This is a genomic window from Klebsiella sp. OBRC7 (genome assembly GCF_000293135.1).
GTDB lineage: Bacteria > Pseudomonadota > Gammaproteobacteria > Enterobacterales > Enterobacteriaceae > Klebsiella > Klebsiella michiganensis.
On record NZ_ALNJ01000146.1, the window covers coordinates 59,960 to 75,727 of the forward strand.

At 53.8% G+C, this 15,768-nt stretch carries 13 protein-coding genes; 4 read left to right on the top strand and 9 right to left on the bottom strand.

Going from position 1 to position 15,768, the window contains the following annotated elements; genetic code table 11:
• The first annotated feature begins 26 nt into the window (after positions 1-26).
• Positions 27-1,427: a class II fumarate hydratase gene (gene fumC / locus HMPREF1144_RS27990; RefSeq protein ID WP_004851399.1), complete on the top strand. Its 1,401-nt coding sequence runs from the start codon at positions 27-29 to the stop codon at positions 1,425-1,427.
• On the opposite strand, the gene tus is transcribed toward fumC, so the two are convergent.
• Both tus and rstB read right to left on the bottom strand, forming a co-directional pair.
• Positions 1,417-2,349, bottom strand: a complete 933-nt coding sequence (tus, locus tag HMPREF1144_RS27995) for a DNA replication terminus site-binding protein (protein ID WP_009654718.1) — start codon at positions 2,347-2,349, stop codon at positions 1,417-1,419. The genes fumC and tus overlap by 11 nt on opposite strands.
• Positions 2,350-2,424: 75 nt before the next feature.
• Positions 2,425-3,726 carry a two-component system sensor histidine kinase RstB gene (gene rstB / locus HMPREF1144_RS28000; protein WP_004851395.1) on the bottom strand — a complete coding sequence of 434 codons (1,302 nt, stop codon included), beginning with the start codon at positions 3,724-3,726 and terminating at the stop codon, positions 2,425-2,427.
• A 318-nt stretch (positions 3,727-4,044) separates the two neighbouring features.
• Here rstB and HMPREF1144_RS28005 point away from each other — a divergent pair, with 318 nt between their 5' ends.
• Positions 4,045-4,734 (top strand): VIT family protein, encoded by a 690-nt coding sequence (locus HMPREF1144_RS28005; RefSeq protein WP_009654787.1) that lies wholly within the window; start codon positions 4,045-4,047, stop codon positions 4,732-4,734.
• A 177-nt stretch (positions 4,735-4,911) separates the two neighbouring features.
• On the opposite strand, the gene HMPREF1144_RS28010 is transcribed toward HMPREF1144_RS28005, so the two are convergent.
• The 4 genes from HMPREF1144_RS28010 to iraM form a co-directional block, all read right to left on the bottom strand.
• Positions 4,912-5,394, bottom strand: coding sequence for a glutathione peroxidase (locus tag HMPREF1144_RS28010; protein ID WP_009654741.1), 483 nt, complete (start codon positions 5,392-5,394; stop codon positions 4,912-4,914).
• Between the two features lie 88 nt (positions 5,395-5,482).
• Positions 5,483-7,255, bottom strand: coding sequence for an EAL domain-containing protein (locus HMPREF1144_RS28015; protein WP_009654688.1), 1,773 nt, complete (start codon positions 7,253-7,255; stop codon positions 5,483-5,485).
• A 409-nt stretch (positions 7,256-7,664) separates the two neighbouring features.
• Positions 7,665-8,381: a two-component system response regulator RstA gene (gene rstA, locus HMPREF1144_RS28020; RefSeq protein WP_004851385.1), complete on the bottom strand. Its 717-nt coding sequence runs from the start codon at positions 8,379-8,381 to the stop codon at positions 7,665-7,667.
• Positions 8,382-8,729: 348 nt separating this feature from the next.
• Positions 8,730-9,077, bottom strand: a complete 348-nt coding sequence (gene iraM / locus HMPREF1144_RS32190; RefSeq protein ID WP_009654719.1) for an anti-adapter protein IraM — start codon at positions 9,075-9,077, stop codon at positions 8,730-8,732.
• Between the two features lie 1,026 nt (positions 9,078-10,103).
• On the opposite strand from iraM, the gene HMPREF1144_RS28030 reads away from it, so the two are divergent.
• Positions 10,104-10,439, top strand: coding sequence for a GlpM family protein (locus tag HMPREF1144_RS28030; protein ID WP_004851381.1), 336 nt, complete (start codon positions 10,104-10,106; stop codon positions 10,437-10,439).
• Here HMPREF1144_RS28030 and folM read toward each other — a convergent pair.
• From folM to ydgH, 3 genes are all read right to left on the bottom strand, one after another.
• The gene (gene folM / locus HMPREF1144_RS28035) at positions 10,436-11,161 is read right to left on the bottom strand and encodes a dihydromonapterin reductase (RefSeq protein WP_004851378.1); all 726 of its coding nucleotides are present in this window, start codon (positions 11,159-11,161) and stop codon (positions 10,436-10,438) included. The genes HMPREF1144_RS28030 and folM overlap by 4 nt on opposite strands.
• A gap of 36 nt (positions 11,162-11,197) precedes the next feature.
• Positions 11,198-12,580: an amino acid permease gene (locus HMPREF1144_RS28040; RefSeq protein ID WP_004851375.1), complete on the bottom strand. Its 1,383-nt coding sequence runs from the start codon at positions 12,578-12,580 to the stop codon at positions 11,198-11,200.
• 179 nt (positions 12,581-12,759) lie between these two features.
• Positions 12,760-13,710: a DUF1471 family protein YdgH gene (gene ydgH, locus HMPREF1144_RS28045; RefSeq protein WP_004851373.1), complete on the bottom strand. Its 951-nt coding sequence runs from the start codon at positions 13,708-13,710 to the stop codon at positions 12,760-12,762.
• Positions 13,711-14,232: 522 nt separating this feature from the next.
• Between ydgH and pntA the strand changes: the two genes are divergently transcribed.
• The gene (gene pntA / locus HMPREF1144_RS28050) at positions 14,233-15,762 is read left to right on the top strand and encodes a Re/Si-specific NAD(P)(+) transhydrogenase subunit alpha (protein ID WP_004851372.1); all 1,530 of its coding nucleotides are present in this window, start codon (positions 14,233-14,235) and stop codon (positions 15,760-15,762) included.
• Positions 15,763-15,768: the final 6 nt, after the last annotated feature.

Below are 15,768 nucleotides of genomic sequence, written 5' to 3' on the forward strand. Positions count from 1 at the left end.
CGCACGTTGAATCCAAGGAGAAAGTCATGACAACGCATCGCAGTGAAAAAGACTCAATGGGCGCCATCGATGTGCCTGCCGACAAGCTATGGGGCGCGCAAACCCAGCGCTCGCTGGAGCATTTTCGTATTTCAACGGAAAAAATGCCGGCCGAGCTTATTTATGCGCTGGCGCTGACCAAGCGCGCAGCGGCGAAGGTGAATAACGATCTCGGCCTTCTGGCCGCGGAGAAAGCGCAAGCGATTATTCAGGCTGCAGACGAAGTGCTGGCAGGCAAACATCCGGACGAGTTTCCGCTGGCTATCTGGCAAACCGGCTCCGGCACGCAAAGCAACATGAATATGAATGAGGTACTGGCCAATCGCGCGAGTGAACTGCTGGGCGGTCCGCGCGGGATGGAGCGTAAGATTCACCCCAACGATGATGTCAACAAGAGCCAGAGCTCTAACGACGTGTTCCCGACGGCGATGCACGTGGCGGCGATGATTGCCCTGCGGGAGAAGCTGATCCCGCAGCTCAACGTGCTGAAGCAGACCCTGAACAATAAAGCCGTTGCCTTCAGCGATATTGTCAAAATCGGCCGCACCCATCTGCAGGATGCGACGCCGCTGACCCTCGGTCAGGAGATCTCTGGCTGGGTAGCCATGCTGGAACACAATTTAAAACATCTCGACCATAGCCTGCCGCATCTGGCCGAGCTGGCGCTGGGCGGGACGGCGGTGGGAACCGGGCTCAATACCCATCCGGAATATGCGGTACGCGTCGCCGCCGAGCTGGCGGCCTTAAGCGGCCAGCCGTTTGTCACCGCGCCGAACAAGTTTGAAGCGCTGGCGACCGTTGATGCGCTGGTGCACGCGCACGGGGCGCTGAAAGGGCTGGCCGCGTCGCTGATGAAAATTGCCAACGATGTGCGCTGGCTGGCCTCCGGCCCGCGCTGCGGGATTGGCGAAATTGCGATCCCGGAAAATGAACCGGGTTCGTCGATTATGCCGGGCAAGGTGAACCCGACTCAGTGCGAAGCCCTGACCATGCTGTGCTGTCAGGTGATGGGCAACGATGTCGCGGTGAATATCGGCGGTGCATCGGGCAACTTTGAGCTCAACGTCTATCGCCCGATGGTGATCCACAACTTCCTGCAATCGGTGCGGCTGCTGGCTGACGGGATGGCGAGCTTTAACGAGCACTGCGCAGAAGGCATTGAGCCGAACCGTGAACGCATCAGCCAGTTGCTGAATGAGTCGCTGATGCTGGTGACCGCGCTGAATACCCATATCGGCTATGACAAAGCGGCGGAAATTGCCAAAAAGGCCCATAAAGAGGGGTTAACCCTGAAAGCGTCGGCGCTGGCGCTCGGCTACCTGACGGAAGCCGAGTTTGACCGCTGGGTACGCCCGGAAGAGATGGTGGGCAGTATGTCTACTCGCTAGCCAGCCACAGGTGCAGCCGCGGAATCAGTAGCCTGAGCGACTGCGCCTGCGGTTTGTAGCGATACTGCACGTTATCGGCGTCATAGTTCAGGAGTTCACCGAGGTCCGGCACGCTGACGCCTTTCGTGCCGGATATCAGCGCAATCATCGGTCCCGGACAGGCGTATTGCACCTGTTTTTGTTCCCCACTGTACCAGACCCTGGCGATGGGCTGCACCTTCACCGGCCGCTTTATTTTCAGCTTTGCCCGCTGCGGCAGGGCGGCAATATCCTGATACTCTCGCTCCAGCTTGCTTTGCCACTGCTCGCGGGTCCACGGCGGAACCGCCCGGGGCGACTGAAGGCTTTTTTCCAGCTGCATGAGTACCCGATCGCGGGTGAGATTTTTAATCACGTGCTTATTGGCCCAGCCGAAGCGGATGGTGCTCGGATCGAGGAGGGGAGTTAGCGTGCGATAGGCGCTCAGCGTAATCAGTCCCGGCAGGTGGCGATGGACCCACTCAAACCGCGCGGCGGCAGGCAGGCCGGAATCCACGGTGATAATCTTCTCGAAGCGCGCTTTGAGGTCGTTGATATGGGTGATTTTGTCTAAGAGTTCAGCCTGTTCGCGGGCGTCAGTTTGCAGACAAATCGCGCCGGGTAAACGCACGGCGGCTTTGCTGCTGCGGGTTTCCGACTGCTGCTGGATAAACAGATGACTATAGTGCCTGAGCGCCATCTCCAGCGCGGTTTTGCCGGTGTGCTGAACCACGTTGATGCTCTCCAGCGGCTGGTGTTCAGCGTCTTTACTCACCGGCGGCAGCTCAAAGACGCGGGCGGCCAGCAGGCGGCACTGGCTCAGGGCGTGTTTTAGCGCCTGTAGTTCATGCTCGAGCTGGCGAAAGGTGTCGTTCAGACGTTCAACAAGGTCATAGCTGGCCATATTTCCCCACCTTAGTTACAACATACTTATCGATTTTTTAACTATAGCAGGCCTCAGCTTTTGCGCAAAGGCGTATCAGGCGGAGGTAAAATCCGGCAACTGATGATAGACCGGCCAGCTAAAGCAAAAACAGGCCCCGCCCAGCGAACTCGCTTCGCAATGCACTTCCCCGGACATTGCCTGGGCGATGCTGTGGACGATAGCTAAACCGAGGCCACAGCCGCCGGTCGCGCGATCGCGGCTCGGGTCGAGGCGTACGAAAGGCTCGAACACTCGCTCACGTTCATCAGGCGCAATTCCGGGGCCATCATCTTCGACCCGCAGCGTCGCGCGCGAAGCCTGCAGCGTCAGGCTGATCTGAATACGCTGGTTACTGTAGCGCAGGGCATTATTCACCAGATTATCCAGCACCCGTTCCATTAAGCGCATATCCAGCGCGCCGTAATTCCCGGCCACGACGTCGGTTAGCGCAATCTCGCGCTGGGGATTAACCGTCTGAATATCTTCCACGTGATCGCGGATCCACGCCGGGAAATTGGGGGTCGTTAGCTTCAGTTCGTTCTGCGGGCGATCAAGCCGGGCGTAGGTCAGAAGTTCTTCAATCAGCGCCTCCAGCTGGCCGATATCGCGGTTCAACGCCTGCGATTCGGCTTCGGTGAGGTTCTCGCTCATTTCCAGGCGATAGCGCAGACGCACCAGCGGGGTCCGCAGCTCATGGGCGATGCCATCGATCAGCTGTTTTTTGCTGGCGATAAGCGCGTTGATGTTATCGGCCATCTGATTAAACGCCACCCCCAGCCGCGCGAAGCTGGACATGCTGTCGAAATGAATACGTTCAGTAAGATGTCCATCGCCGAAGCGCTGGGCGGCGGTCTCAATACGCAGCATCTCCTGCCAGTGAGGACGCATCCAGATAAAGACCGGAAAGGCCAGCGAGATGGCGATAAAAGCCATCAGGGCCAGATCGAGCAGGCGCATCTCATGCAAAAAATAGAGATACGGCACCGGACCGACGGAAAGCACGTAGTGGCTGCGCGGGATCCGCTGGATAAAGGTGTACTGATCGTCGAGGGCGACGATATCACCGGCGCGCAGATGCTGCATCGAGTTTTCCGAGAGCTTGAATTTGCTGATGGGCTCGATATGCAGATCGAAAGAGAGATTGAGATCCAGCTCTTTGAGCGTTTTGCTCCAGTCGCGCGGCGGGATCTCCCGCAGCTCGCTGCGCATCAGATACAGCGAACTTTTCATCAGATCGTCCAGCGACTGACGTCCTGCGCGTTCGGCGGTGAATTTGTACACCAGGCCCACCATCATGGTCATGACCAGGAAGCAGACGAACAGCAGGAGGTAAAACTGCACAAACAGCTTTTTCATTAAATCTCACTCAAAATCAGAAAGTTAAATCCCTGCTTTTACCTGCAGGGGCACTGCGGGGGCATTTATCAAGGCGGAATCTACGTGAAAAAACCTTGTTGCGTTTTATGCCCATTTGATTTGCTATGAAAGCAGGGTTCGCTGCGGCTGACAACATCCGGCACGCATAAGTATGATGGTGGGGGTTGAAGCCAAATCAGAGAAGAATGTAATGTACCGCGGTCGGCGCCGATGTGCGAAGCGTTCTCTGTTTTAATCCGTCTTATTCCATCCTCATCCCGGCAGGCTCAACAGTCGTACTTAAAGGAGAATAAAAGCATGCATCTTGAACGACACAGCATTGAACGCGTCGGATGGTTGAGGGCTGCTGTACTCGGGGCTAACGATGGTATTGTTTCGACAGCGAGTCTTGTTCTTGGCGTTGCGTCGGCTAATACGGGCTCTTCCGGGGTTTTACTTGCGGGCATTGCCGGGCTGGTCGCGGGGGCGATGTCGATGGCTGCGGGGGAATATGTTTCCGTCTCATCTCAGGCCGACACGGAAAACGCGGCTCTCGCTCAGGAAAAGAGGGAACTGGAAACAGATTATCAGGGAGAAGTACGCGAGCTGACTTTACTTTATGTGCAACGCGGACTCGAGCCAGAGCTTGCCCAAAAGGTTGCCGAACAACTCATGGTGAAAGATGCTCTGGACACGCATGCCCGCGAGGAGCTGGGACTGACGGATACCAATTCTGCGCGCCCCCTGCAGGCTGCCGTTTTCTCGGCGCTGAGCTTTTCCGCTGGCGCAACGTTGCCTTTAGTCGTTGCATGGCTTTCTCCAGCAACGCTGGTTTTTCTCTTTGTTATTCTCTCCTCCCTTTTTTCACTGGCCGCTCTTGGCTATATATCTTCAATTGTCAGCAGAGCCTCCCCTGTCAGGGCGATCGGCAGAATTACTTTCTGGAGCACCCTGGCGATGCTTTCGTCGATGGGAATAGGTCATCTTGCCGGGCAGGTATTGTTTTAAGAGATGGCTTAACTCGCAGAAAAGAGAAATATCTGCCGTGTAGTGGGCTGAAAAAATGAGTGATTTGTATCGCGTGCGCGGGACTTATTCATAACCCATCGTCATTTTTTCAGGTGCACTTCCGGCGCGGAGCGAACATTCACTCGCGTACAGGCAGCGGTCAGGGAGGCAACAGATTTAAATCTTTAGTGCGGCAAGGATGGCGGACTCCATTTTCTCCGGGGTGGTGAACGGCGCGAAACGCGTGAGAGGGGTGCCGTCGCGACCGATCAAGAACTTCGTGAAGTTCCATTTGATCCGCCCGCCCAGTACGCCGGGTAACTCATCTTTCAGGTAACGAAACAGCGGGTGCGCGCTGGCGCCGTTGACCTCCACTTTCTCGAACATCGGGAAGCTCACACCGTAATTGATCAGACAGGTCTGCTCGATGTCATCGACGCCGCCGGGCTCCTGCTTACCAAACTGGTTGCAGGGGAAACCAAGCACTATCAGCCCCTGGGCAGCGTATTTCGCGTAGAGCGCTTCCAGCCCTGCATATTGTGGCGTGAAGCCACAGTAGCTGGCGGTATTGACCACCAGAACGAGCTTGCCAGCATAGTCAGCCATTGAGATAGGCTGGCCGTGCAGGCTGGTGGCAGTCAATTGGTAAAAGGTAGTCATATCGTGTTCCTCAGTGCAGCGCCCGTTGCGCGTCTTTATCGCTGGATTGGTTCATATCCTGAAAGAACATTGAAAAGAGTTGCTCGTCTCAGGATTTCTTTCCCAGGTCTGCCTTTCTGGCGCGATACCATGCGGCAAAATCAACGGAGACCATCGGCCGGGCAAAAAAATATCCCTGAACCTCATCGCAGCCCAGGCTGCGTAAAATCTCAACTGTTTCGAGATCCTCGACGCCTTCGGCAAGAACGACGTAATCGAGCTGCTTGAGGAGCCTGATAACGTTGTGCACAATAATGCGGCTGGCTTTCTCATGGACTATATGCCTCACAATAGACCGGTCGAGTTTGATGATGTCCAGCGGGATTTGCCGCAGGTAATTAATGTTGCTGTATCCCGAACCAAAGTCATCCAGAGAAATTTTAAACCCGCGTTTTTTGAGCATATCCAGTCCGTTCAGCGCGGCCGGACTTTCAAGCATCTTCTCAGTCTCCAGACACTCCACCCCCAGCAGGGCTGGGTCAAGACACGCCTCCCGCAGTTTCTGCTCAAGCTCCTCAGCGAAATCGGGTCGAGAAAAATCGCTGGCGGCGAGATTAATTGAGACGGGAAGAGAAAGCCCCTGATCCTGCCAGTCACTCAGCTGCGCGATAGTATGATCGATAACCCAGGCCGAGAGTTCGCGCATCAGGCTAGTCTTTTCGACCAGCGGAATAAATTCACCCGGCAGCACTTCGCCATTGATAGGATGCTTCCATCTTATCAAGGCTTCAGCGCCCGTCACGGCTCCCGTCGTCAGCGAAATTTTTGGCTGAAAGACCAGATATAACCCCTGGTTTCCCTGCAGCGTTTGCCTGAGTTCGGTCAGCAGGCTGAAATCTCGCTTCTTGCGGATGTCCAGTGCGTCATTATAGGTCGTAAAGCGGTGCCCCTGGCTTATCGCTTCATGCAGTGCGCTCACCGCGCGCCGCAGAATTTCATTTGGCGTCAGGGCGCTATCGCAAATACCGGAGTCACCCATGTGAATATTCAAATCCAGGGGAACGTCCGGGCCGATCCTGGCCTGGGTTCCCTGAAGCCGTAGTGCGATACTCTCCAGTGACAGCGCCATGGGTTCCGGGGTGAAAAAGGCAAAGCGTCCCACCGCCACGGCGTAAAGTTTGCTCGCCATGGGCAGGCGCGCCTGCAGCGCGACGGTCATGTCACGAAGCAAATTCTCTACGGCCAGCATCCCCAATGAGCGGGCCATCTCGTAGGCAAATGGCATATCAATGCAGTCAATAATGATCAGCCTGAAAGTACCCTCCGCCGACACCTCAATGTCCTTGAGCAGGCGCTGCCTATTGGGTAAAAGCGTGACGACGTCGATATACCCCACTGAGTGCCAGGAGGCTAAGAAATCCGATATCAGCTCGGCCAGCGCCTTAAAAATAGCGATCTGCTCATCCGAAAGTGCCCTGGGTTGCGTATCTAAGATACTCAAGATACCCACGATCACTCCATCGCGGGTTCTCAGCGGGCATCCTGCATAAAAGCGAATGAATGGTGCTTCTGTGACCGCCCGATCGCGATGAAAGATCGGGTGCAGATGTGTATCAGGACAAAGGAAAGTCTCACCCTGTTTCAGGGTCTGTTCGCAAAATGCTCCGGCCAGGCTGGTGTCCGTGGGGGCGATATTCTGAGCGGATTTGATGTACTGCTTTTCATCGTCAAGTATTGACACAAAACTCATCGGCATTTTTAACAACTGGCAGAGGAGATGAGTGTATTTTTTTAACGCTTCGTCTCGCCCTTCGTCCGCGTTTTTTAACAGGTCAATCGCCGCGCGTCTTTTGCTTTCATCGCTGCTGAGATCGTTCAACATATGGATGCTCCCGTGCAGTAGATATTCCGGTTATCCCAACCCACTAAAGGTGTGTATCTCTATACTCACGACGGGTGTCGATACTGGCCAGGCGCCAGCGCTATCGCTTCACAGTAGAATGTTTTCCGTTGATTGTCTGCAAAAGAGTATCACCCGCCCGGCAAGTCATGAGGCGCGCCGCGCGGTGAAGCGCGGGTTTTGCGTTGGAAAAGCAATTTCACCGCTGATGTTCGGGTCGGGAAGAGGCGATGTGATTCGCAAAAGAATGTGCGGAGTAACATCGCGTTAGCGAACCCGTTCCGGCCTGGCGTCAAGCGTAACCCCTGTTTTAAAAATAATTAACAGGAGGTTGAATTGGCTCTTGCGGCTAACTCCGCACAAACAGCTATTCCATCGCCACATGCCTGAATTAATTGTCCCAGGCGTGCGGGGCGAACAGGTAACCTTTATTGCGTACCGTTTTGATACGATATGGCTCAGTCGCATTATCGAGAAGCTTTTTACGCAGCCGCGAGATGGCGACATCGACGCTACGGTCCATACCATCGTAGCTGACGCCGCGCAGATTTTTTAATAACGCGTCCCGATCCATAATTTGTCCAGCATGTGTCGCTAACTCCCACAGAAGATCGAAATCCGCGGTGGATAAGGCGACGCTTTCGCCGCCGAGCATCACCTGTCGATTCACCGGGTCGATACTCAGGGAGCCGAAGGCGATCGCTTTATGCGGGGTGAGCGAGGAGGGGACGCTGCCGTCCGGCACGGCAATATGCTGGCGCAAATGCAGGCGAAGGCGAGCTAACAGCACCGCGGGCGGCGTGGTTTTCAGGATATAATCGCTGGCGCCCATTTCGAGTGAGAGAATATGGTTCATATCGCTGTCCAGTGAAGTGAGCAATACGATTGGCCCCTGCCACTGGCCGCGTAAATCGCGGCACAGCGTCATACCGTCTTTACCCGGCAGCATGATATCCAGCAGCACCAGGTCCGGCTTTTCGCGCGCGATAACCTCTTCCGCCCGATCGCCGCGCGGTTCTACCACCACGTCCATATCGTGTTTGCCAAGGTAGGCCGCAATCAGTGCGCCGACCTCGGCATCATCCTCAACGAAAACAATTTTATTCATATTGTGTATGCTTGCACTCATCTTTTAATCGCTTGAATCTCTTTACCTGAATCGCGGCTGAGGTGGCGCATTCCGCATCTGAAGTCAGGTGCCTATTCATTCGCTACCGCCATTGTAAACCATCCGGACATTAATATGAGCTATATATTAGCCATGAAATTCGCTATGATTCCCGGAGCTGCGGTTCAGGACTATTCTTTGCGGAGCCAGACAATGATTCAGATGCGAGCAGAAGCTTTGCGCATTAAGAACATAGGGTGCGGCACAATGTGGGCACGGACTGTCAGGATAGCCTATGCCCGCCGGGAAAATAAGTACCGGTACGCTAGCGCGAATGATGGAGAAGCCTTATTGCATCCTCTTTTGCCTGGCGCCGTAGGGGCACAAGGTGAATTTGCAGAGACTTCTTCGATTGCAGATGAGCAGCATCGGGTTCTGATTACCGGGGCATTTAATATTCTTTGAAAATGTTGACCACAAATTTTCCGTATAGGGGAAAGCATGAATGACCTGCAAATCGCCGGGTATACCATTGATGAAAACTTCATTTTGCGTAATGTTAATAACAGAACCAATGCTCAAAAAATAATCTCCGCTATACCAAATAATTAATTTCAGATTTTTGGCACTTGCCGCAACTGAAAAACCTGTTCCTGTTACAGGACATACAAGGCTATTTTTAATATTCCACTGCATGCTTGACGCTCTCCGGTAATTTACGAGCATTTTCGCGTTGATGAATATATTTTGATTAAGTTCATGGCCATTTTTACTTTGCATGAAGCAGGTCCAAACATGGTTATTCCTTTAACTGATTCTTATGCTGATTAATATAAAATAATAACAATCAGATGAGTGTCTAATACTAGTAATGATAATAGCAACAAGTAAAAGATTCGAAAAACTGGCGTGAGCTGAACTAAATAGCTGTATTGAGGATTGTGAACAGAATAAAATTCTGATTCAGATATCAAGGATAGATCGAAAGATTGTGAAATCAAACAATTACGATCATATCTACTACTTCGCCTTTTATTAATGGCAAAGTATGCTTCCTTATGAAATCGGTTTTATGTTGATATAAATCAAAATAATTGCTTTTATTTAGCCATTTTACTATAAAATGGCTATGTGCGCTTATTCAGGATTTGCGCAAAAAAAATAATTTAAAAATAACCTCTTATGATAAAAGTCAATCATATCAATTAACCGCTTTTACTCTATTTTGCCAGTATTGATTTGAATCATTTAGTGCAAAAAAATAGCTGCACTGCAGCGGTGCAGTTGTTGAGCCGGGCATTTTAAAAATGCCCGCCAGTCAAGCGCTCCAGGCTTTAAAATCTGTGTGAATATGTAAGGAAGAGATGCGCCGAGAATAGGCTAATTTGATTTGTATCTAAAAATACGAAAAATAATATGTTATACGTATAACTCAACAACCAGAGAAAAAATTCTCTTTTCGATTTAATGAATGTATTGGACCGAGGGGTTTTCAAGACAGCGAAAACGACTCTCGAATGACGCGCTCCGCTTGCCTGGGATATCATGCTTGCGAACGGTTATCGCCAGTTGCGGATATTAGGCATAGAGGGGGCGGCAGTGACGAGAGCGCTAAAAAAGTCTTTTGCCTCTACACGGTATCGGCCGCTCTTGCGCGTTTATAATTGTCGGAGCTTCCGTTATGCTGCGGGGTCTTGTTGTTTAAATGTTAAGGCAAAAGGAATGGGGTTGTTGATAAAAGCGCTGCTCGGCGCACTGGTCGTTGTCCTGATTGGCGTGCTGTCTAAAACGAAGAACTACTATATCGCCGGGTTAATTCCGCTCTTTCCGACTTTCGCCCTGATCGCGAACTATATCGTTGCCAGCGAGCGGGGGATCGAAGCGCTGCGAACCACCATCGTCTTTGGGATGTGGTCGATCATTCCGTACTTTATCTATTTGCTCTCGCTATGGTATTTCATCGGCATTATGCGCCTGCCGTTCGCTCTGGCAGGCGCAGTGGGGTGCTGGTGCCTCTGCGCGTGGCTGTTAATTATCGGCTGGAGCCGTTTTCATTAGCGCAGGTGGCGGCCGCCGTCGACGGCAAATGAGCGACCGGTCACGTAGCGGCTGCTGAACAGGTATTCGATCAGGTCGCTGATCTCTTTTTCGCCTGGCGCGATTTTCATCAGCGATTTATCAAGCGCCTGCTTGCGGTATTCCGCGTCATCGCCTTCGTTAAATAAAATCAGCGAGGGGGCGATAGCATTGACCTTAATTTCCGGCGCCAGCTTGCGGGCGAACGAGCGGCTCATATTATCCAGCGCCGCTTTGCTGGCGGCGTAGGCAATGTGTTTGTCGCTGCCGCGCTCCACAACGTAGTCGGTGATATGGATAATGTCGCTGGCCGCATGGCCGTGGCCGCGCAGCAGGCTCTCCAGAGCATGGTTGAGCAAGTAGGGGGCGTTGACGTGAATTTGCATCATGCTGGCGAGCACCGTGCTTAACGGGACTCCGGGTTTTTCCGCCATCCAGCCGCTGGCGTTATGGATGATGGCGCGCAGACCGCTGCCGGCGTGCGCCTTCACCTCTTCGGCGAACGCCAGAATGCTATCGTCAGTGCTGAAATCCGCATGCAGACAAACGGCGCCCGCTTCACGCAGCGCGTCGATGGCGGGATACCAGGTGCGGTAGCTGATAATAACGGGCTGCTGCCGGGCCAGAAAATGGCGGGCCAGGGCGAGGCCGATACGACGGCCCCCGCCGGTAATCAGGATTGGACGAGGCTGGATATCAGCCATGGGTATCTCCTTTGAGTTCAGCGGCAGGGTAACCGCTTACCCTACCAACATCCACGTTGCCGGTACGGCGGCAACCAGCAAAAAGCCAATTAATGCCAGGTCACGGCGTTTGAGCGGGCGATCGTGCTGGTGTGTACGACGGGCATACAGGAAAACCAGAAGACCCGGAGCGTAAAGTATCACTGACAACAATAAATGCACAGGGCCGGAGGCATATAATAACCATAAGCCATAAATGCAGGCGCCGACACCGACGGCCTTGTGTAGCGGGCGCTCGGCAATCTTCAGCAAAAATGCGCCGACGAGAAAGTAGGGCACCAGGATCATCTCAGAGGCGATGGTCAGCAGCGTGTTGTAATCTGAGCCGGTAAGCCAAATCAATACCAGCGAAGCCTGTACGCTGACGTTGGTGAGCCACAGCGAAGCCGACGGGGCATTGTTTTTATTGGTCCGCGCAAACAGGCGCGGGAAGGCTTTATGCGTTGCTGCCAGATAGGGCACCTCCGCCGCCATAATGGTCCAGCTCAGATACGCGCCGCAGACGGAAATAATCAGCCCGGCGGCAATAACAATCTCCCCCCATGAGCCCATCATGTTGACCATCAGCCCGGCCATTGAGGGGTTGCGTATTTCCGCCAGCTCGCTACGCGGCACGACGCCTAACGAGAGAAGCGTCACCAGCAGGTAGACCGCCAGCGCGGAGAGTACTGCCAGCAGCGTCGCGCGGCCAACATCCTGTTTATTCCGCGCGCGTGCGGAAACCACGACCGCGCCTTCGACGCCGATAAAAACCCACAGGGTGATCAGCATGGTGTTTTTCACCTGCTCCCATACCGGTACGCCCAGCGCCAGGCCGCTGAAATCCAGGCGGAATGTCTCCATACGAAACGCGATGGCGGCCAGCGCGATAAACGCGCCGAGGGGTAGCAGTTTAGCCAGCGTCGCGGCCAGGTTGATACCCGCGGCCGTTTGTACACCGCGCAGAACCAGGAAATGGACAATCCACAGCAGGACAGAGGCGCCGACGATGGATTGCCAGGTATTGCCATCGCCGAACAGGCGCAGTTCGGGCGTATCGGTAAAGAAACTGAGCGCCGAGAAGACGATAACTAGGTAGGAGACGTTGGCGACAACCGCGCACAGCCAGTAGCCCCAGGCGGAGCAGAAGCCAATCAACTCGCCGAAACCCTCCCGGGCGTAGGTGAAAATACCGCCGTCAAGGTCGGGGCGAATCCGCGTGAGCAGCAGCATGGCAAAGGCGAGGAACAGGATCCCTACGCCGGTAATGCCCCAGCCTATAAGCAGTGCGGAAGGGCTGGCAACGGCTGCCATGTTCTGCGGCAGACTGAATACACCCGCCCCCAGCATCGAGCTAAGTACCAGCGCGGTCAGGGCGCTAAGGCCCAGTTTCTTTTCCATTGCATTCCCGAGGTGATAACCATCAAGCTAAGAATATTTATTTGGCGAAATCGCATAAAAATGGAGGATTGCGCTAAGGCGCGGGATTTTACGGAGTGTTTTGTATGCATGCAATGGCGAGAAATGAAAAAAAGAAAAAAGGCGGCAGATCGCCGCCTTTTTGTTCAGCTCAGTTGCCGTTATTTATACAGGTCGGCGCTGATGGTGATGTTGCCGCCGCGCTCCTGCCACTGACGAGTAATGTGATAGTACTTCGCGCCTTTCTTCGCCGCGCGCTTAGCAGTCTGGTAGGAGATTTCCGTCATGTTACCGTAGTTACCGGTGAACTTGATGTTGTCGTAAGGAACCATCTGCGCGGCGGTGATTTTGTTCACTTCTTCGACTTTGGTACCATCCGGCAGCGTGACGGTGTAACGCCCGCCTTTAGACGATTGCGTTTCAAAGAAGCGGCCTACGCCGGTGCCGGAACCGACCGCTGCGGTGGTCGCTACGCCCGGGATTTCCACTTTCTTCGCGGCTTCTCCGCCTTCGGCCAGCGCAGCGCGACCGGCTTCTGAATCTGCCGGAATAGCGTCCGGGCTTTGCAGAACGCGTTTTTTGGCATCGGCTTTGTAGATATAGGCGGTGATTCGCTGGTTGCCGCCCTGGTTGGCATCAACCTGGCGTACGATAAAGAAGGAGGCGGCGCCCTTGGCCTTAGCGGCTTTGGTGATGGCGTCGTTAACTTCCGGCTGGCTGCGGTAGAAGCCCTGTACGGTGACGGTATCAAACGGCTCCAGCTCGACGGCCTGGTCCTTCGGTAATTCCATTACGCCGTTAATCACACGATTTTTCGGCGCGTCGGCCTGCGGGGCATTTTCTTTATAAAAATCGGCCGTTACGCGCAGGTTGCCGCCGCTGCCAAAATCAGACGTGTCGACAACATAAAAGGATGCTGCGCCATCTTTGTCTGCTTTACGGGAAACGGCCTGCACCGCGTCGCCAATGGCGTTAAAACGGCCGGTAACCACTACGCGATCGTAGGGCTTCAGCGCTGCCGCCTGCTCCGGAGTCAGCTCGGTCGCTGCATGGGCAGACAACGCGGTTGTAGCCAGAAGAGCAGACGCCAGGAGTGAGTTCTTAAGCTTCATAAAAATAATCCTTTGCCTTGCGCAAACCATGTACTGGTATTGTTGTTGACTGAAAACATTTGATTATTGCATTTATCGTGAGTGACTGTCTGCGTCAATTTTCAGTTGTCGCCCTAAACGTATACTGCAGAAATATAACATTTTTCGATATGTTGAAAAAACAGCCGCTTGACCAGCAAAATCGATAATCGATATCACTTTCATAAGTTAACGTAATGTTAATGTGATGATCAAGACGGCGATAAATGGTGAATTAACCCCTCTGCCAAGCGGATTATCAGGCGCTGGCATAAAAATAAGGTAAATATTGCTGCCTGGCACGGTTAGCCGTGCGTTTTACCAATAAAATCAAAATTTCTGTTTTATTGCTGTAGATCACAATCGGTATTTTCAGTAGGTTATAAAAAGTTTGTTACTGTTTTATTTTTTCAGACATATGTTGGAAGGCACGTCCATCCGCCTTCGCGACGGTCGTTTGTAAGAAAAGTAAACCATCATCAAAAACCGATGGAAGGGAAAACTATGCGTATTGGTGTACCAAAAGAGAGACTAGCCCTGGAAACCCGGGCCGCCGCCACGCCGAAAACGGTGGAGCAGCTGCTGAAACTCGGGTTCAGCGTCGCGGTAGAAAGCGGTGCAGGTAAGCTGGCCAGTTTCGACGACGAGGCCTTCGTTCAGGCTGGAGCGGAGATCGTTAGCGGTGATGACGTCTGGCAGTCCGACGTCATTCTGAAAGTGAACGCGCCCGATGACGAAGAGATCCTGCTGCTTAATCCCGGCACGACGCTCATCAGCTTCATCTGGCCGGCGCAAAACCCGCAGCTGATGGAAAAACTGGCGGCGCGTAATATCAACGTGATGGCGATGGATTCAGTGCCGCGTATTTCGCGCGCTCAGTCGCTGGATGCGTTAAGTTCGATGGCTAACATCGCCGGCTATCGCGCGATCGTTGAAGCCGCCCACGAGTTTGGCCGCTTCTTCACCGGGCAGATCACCGCGGCAGGTAAGGTTCCTCCCGCGAAGGTGATGGTTATCGGAGCCGGGGTTGCCGGTCTGGCGGCTATCGGCGCGGCTAACAGCCTCGGCGCAATCGTCCGCGCGTTTGATACCCGTCCGGAAGTGAAAGAACAGGTGCAGAGTATGGGCGCCGAGTTCCTTGAGCTGGATTTTAAAGAGGAAGCGGGCAGCGGCGACGGCTATGCCAAAGTCATGTCTGAAGCCTTTATCAAAGCCGAGATGGCGCTCTTTGCCGCTCAGGCCAAAGACGTCGACATCATCGTTACCACCGCGCTGATTCCGGGTAAACCGGCGCCGAAGCTGATTACTCGCGAGATGGTTGACTCCATGAAGTCCGGCAGCGTGGTAGTTGACCTGGCGTCACAAAACGGCGGCAACTGTGAATACACCGTGCCGGGCCAGGTGGTTACCACCGCCAACGGCGTGAAGATTATCGGTTATACCGATCTTCCAGGTCGTCTGCCGACGCAGTCCTCACAGCTGTATGGCACCAACCTGGTTAACCTGCTTAAGCTGCTGTGCAAAGAGAAAGACGGCAATGTCGTTATCGATTTTGATGATGTCGTTATCCGCGGCGTTACCGTGGTTCGCGAGGGTGAAATCACCTGGCCCGCTCCACCCATTCAGGTATCTGCTCAGCCGCAGGCGGCAGCGAAAAAGGTTGAAGCGCCAAAAGCAGAGGCGAAACCGAGCTCGCCGCTGCGCAAGTATGCGCTGATGGCGCTGGCGATTATTCTGTTTGGCTGGCTGGCAAGCGTGGCGCCGAAAGAGTTCCTCGGCCACTTTACCGTTTTCGCGCTCTCCTGCGTGGTCGGTTACTACGTCGTATGGAACGTCTCCCATGCGCTGCATACGCCGCTGATGTCGGTCACTAACGCGATTTCCGGCATTATCGTGGTAGGGGCATTGTTACAGATAGGCCACGGCGGCTGGGTCAGCTTCCTGAGCTTTATCGCGGTGCTGATCGCCAGCATTAATATTTTTGGTGGTTTCACCGTCACTCAGCGCATGCTGAAAATGTTCCGCAAAGGATAAGGGGTA

Excerpts from the sequence above, each read along its gene's own strand:
- fumC (WP_004851399.1), top strand. The coding sequence starts at position 27 with ATGACAACGCATCGCAGTGAAAAAGACTCAATGGGCGCCATCGATGTG.
- tus (WP_009654718.1), bottom strand. The coding sequence starts at position 2,349 with ATGGCCAGCTATGACCTTGTTGAACGTCTGAACGACACCTTTCGCCAG.
- rstB (WP_004851395.1), bottom strand. The coding sequence starts at position 3,726 with ATGAAAAAGCTGTTTGTGCAGTTTTACCTCCTGCTGTTCGTCTGCTTC.
- HMPREF1144_RS28005 (WP_009654787.1), top strand. The coding sequence starts at position 4,045 with ATGCATCTTGAACGACACAGCATTGAACGCGTCGGATGGTTGAGGGCT.
- HMPREF1144_RS28010 (WP_009654741.1), bottom strand. The coding sequence starts at position 5,394 with ATGACTACCTTTTACCAATTGACTGCCACCAGCCTGCACGGCCAGCCT.
- HMPREF1144_RS28015 (WP_009654688.1), bottom strand. The coding sequence starts at position 7,255 with ATGTTGAACGATCTCAGCAGCGATGAAAGCAAAAGACGCGCGGCGATT.
- rstA (WP_004851385.1), bottom strand. The coding sequence starts at position 8,381 with ATGAATAAAATTGTTTTCGTTGAGGATGATGCCGAGGTCGGCGCACTG.
- iraM (WP_009654719.1), bottom strand. The coding sequence starts at position 9,077 with ATGCAGTGGAATATTAAAAATAGCCTTGTATGTCCTGTAACAGGAACA.
- HMPREF1144_RS28030 (WP_004851381.1), top strand. The coding sequence starts at position 10,104 with ATGGGGTTGTTGATAAAAGCGCTGCTCGGCGCACTGGTCGTTGTCCTG.
- folM (WP_004851378.1), bottom strand. The coding sequence starts at position 11,161 with ATGGCTGATATCCAGCCTCGTCCAATCCTGATTACCGGCGGGGGCCGT.
- HMPREF1144_RS28040 (WP_004851375.1), bottom strand. The coding sequence starts at position 12,580 with ATGGAAAAGAAACTGGGCCTTAGCGCCCTGACCGCGCTGGTACTTAGC.
- ydgH (WP_004851373.1), bottom strand. The coding sequence starts at position 13,710 with ATGAAGCTTAAGAACTCACTCCTGGCGTCTGCTCTTCTGGCTACAACC.
- pntA (WP_004851372.1), top strand. The coding sequence starts at position 14,233 with ATGCGTATTGGTGTACCAAAAGAGAGACTAGCCCTGGAAACCCGGGCC.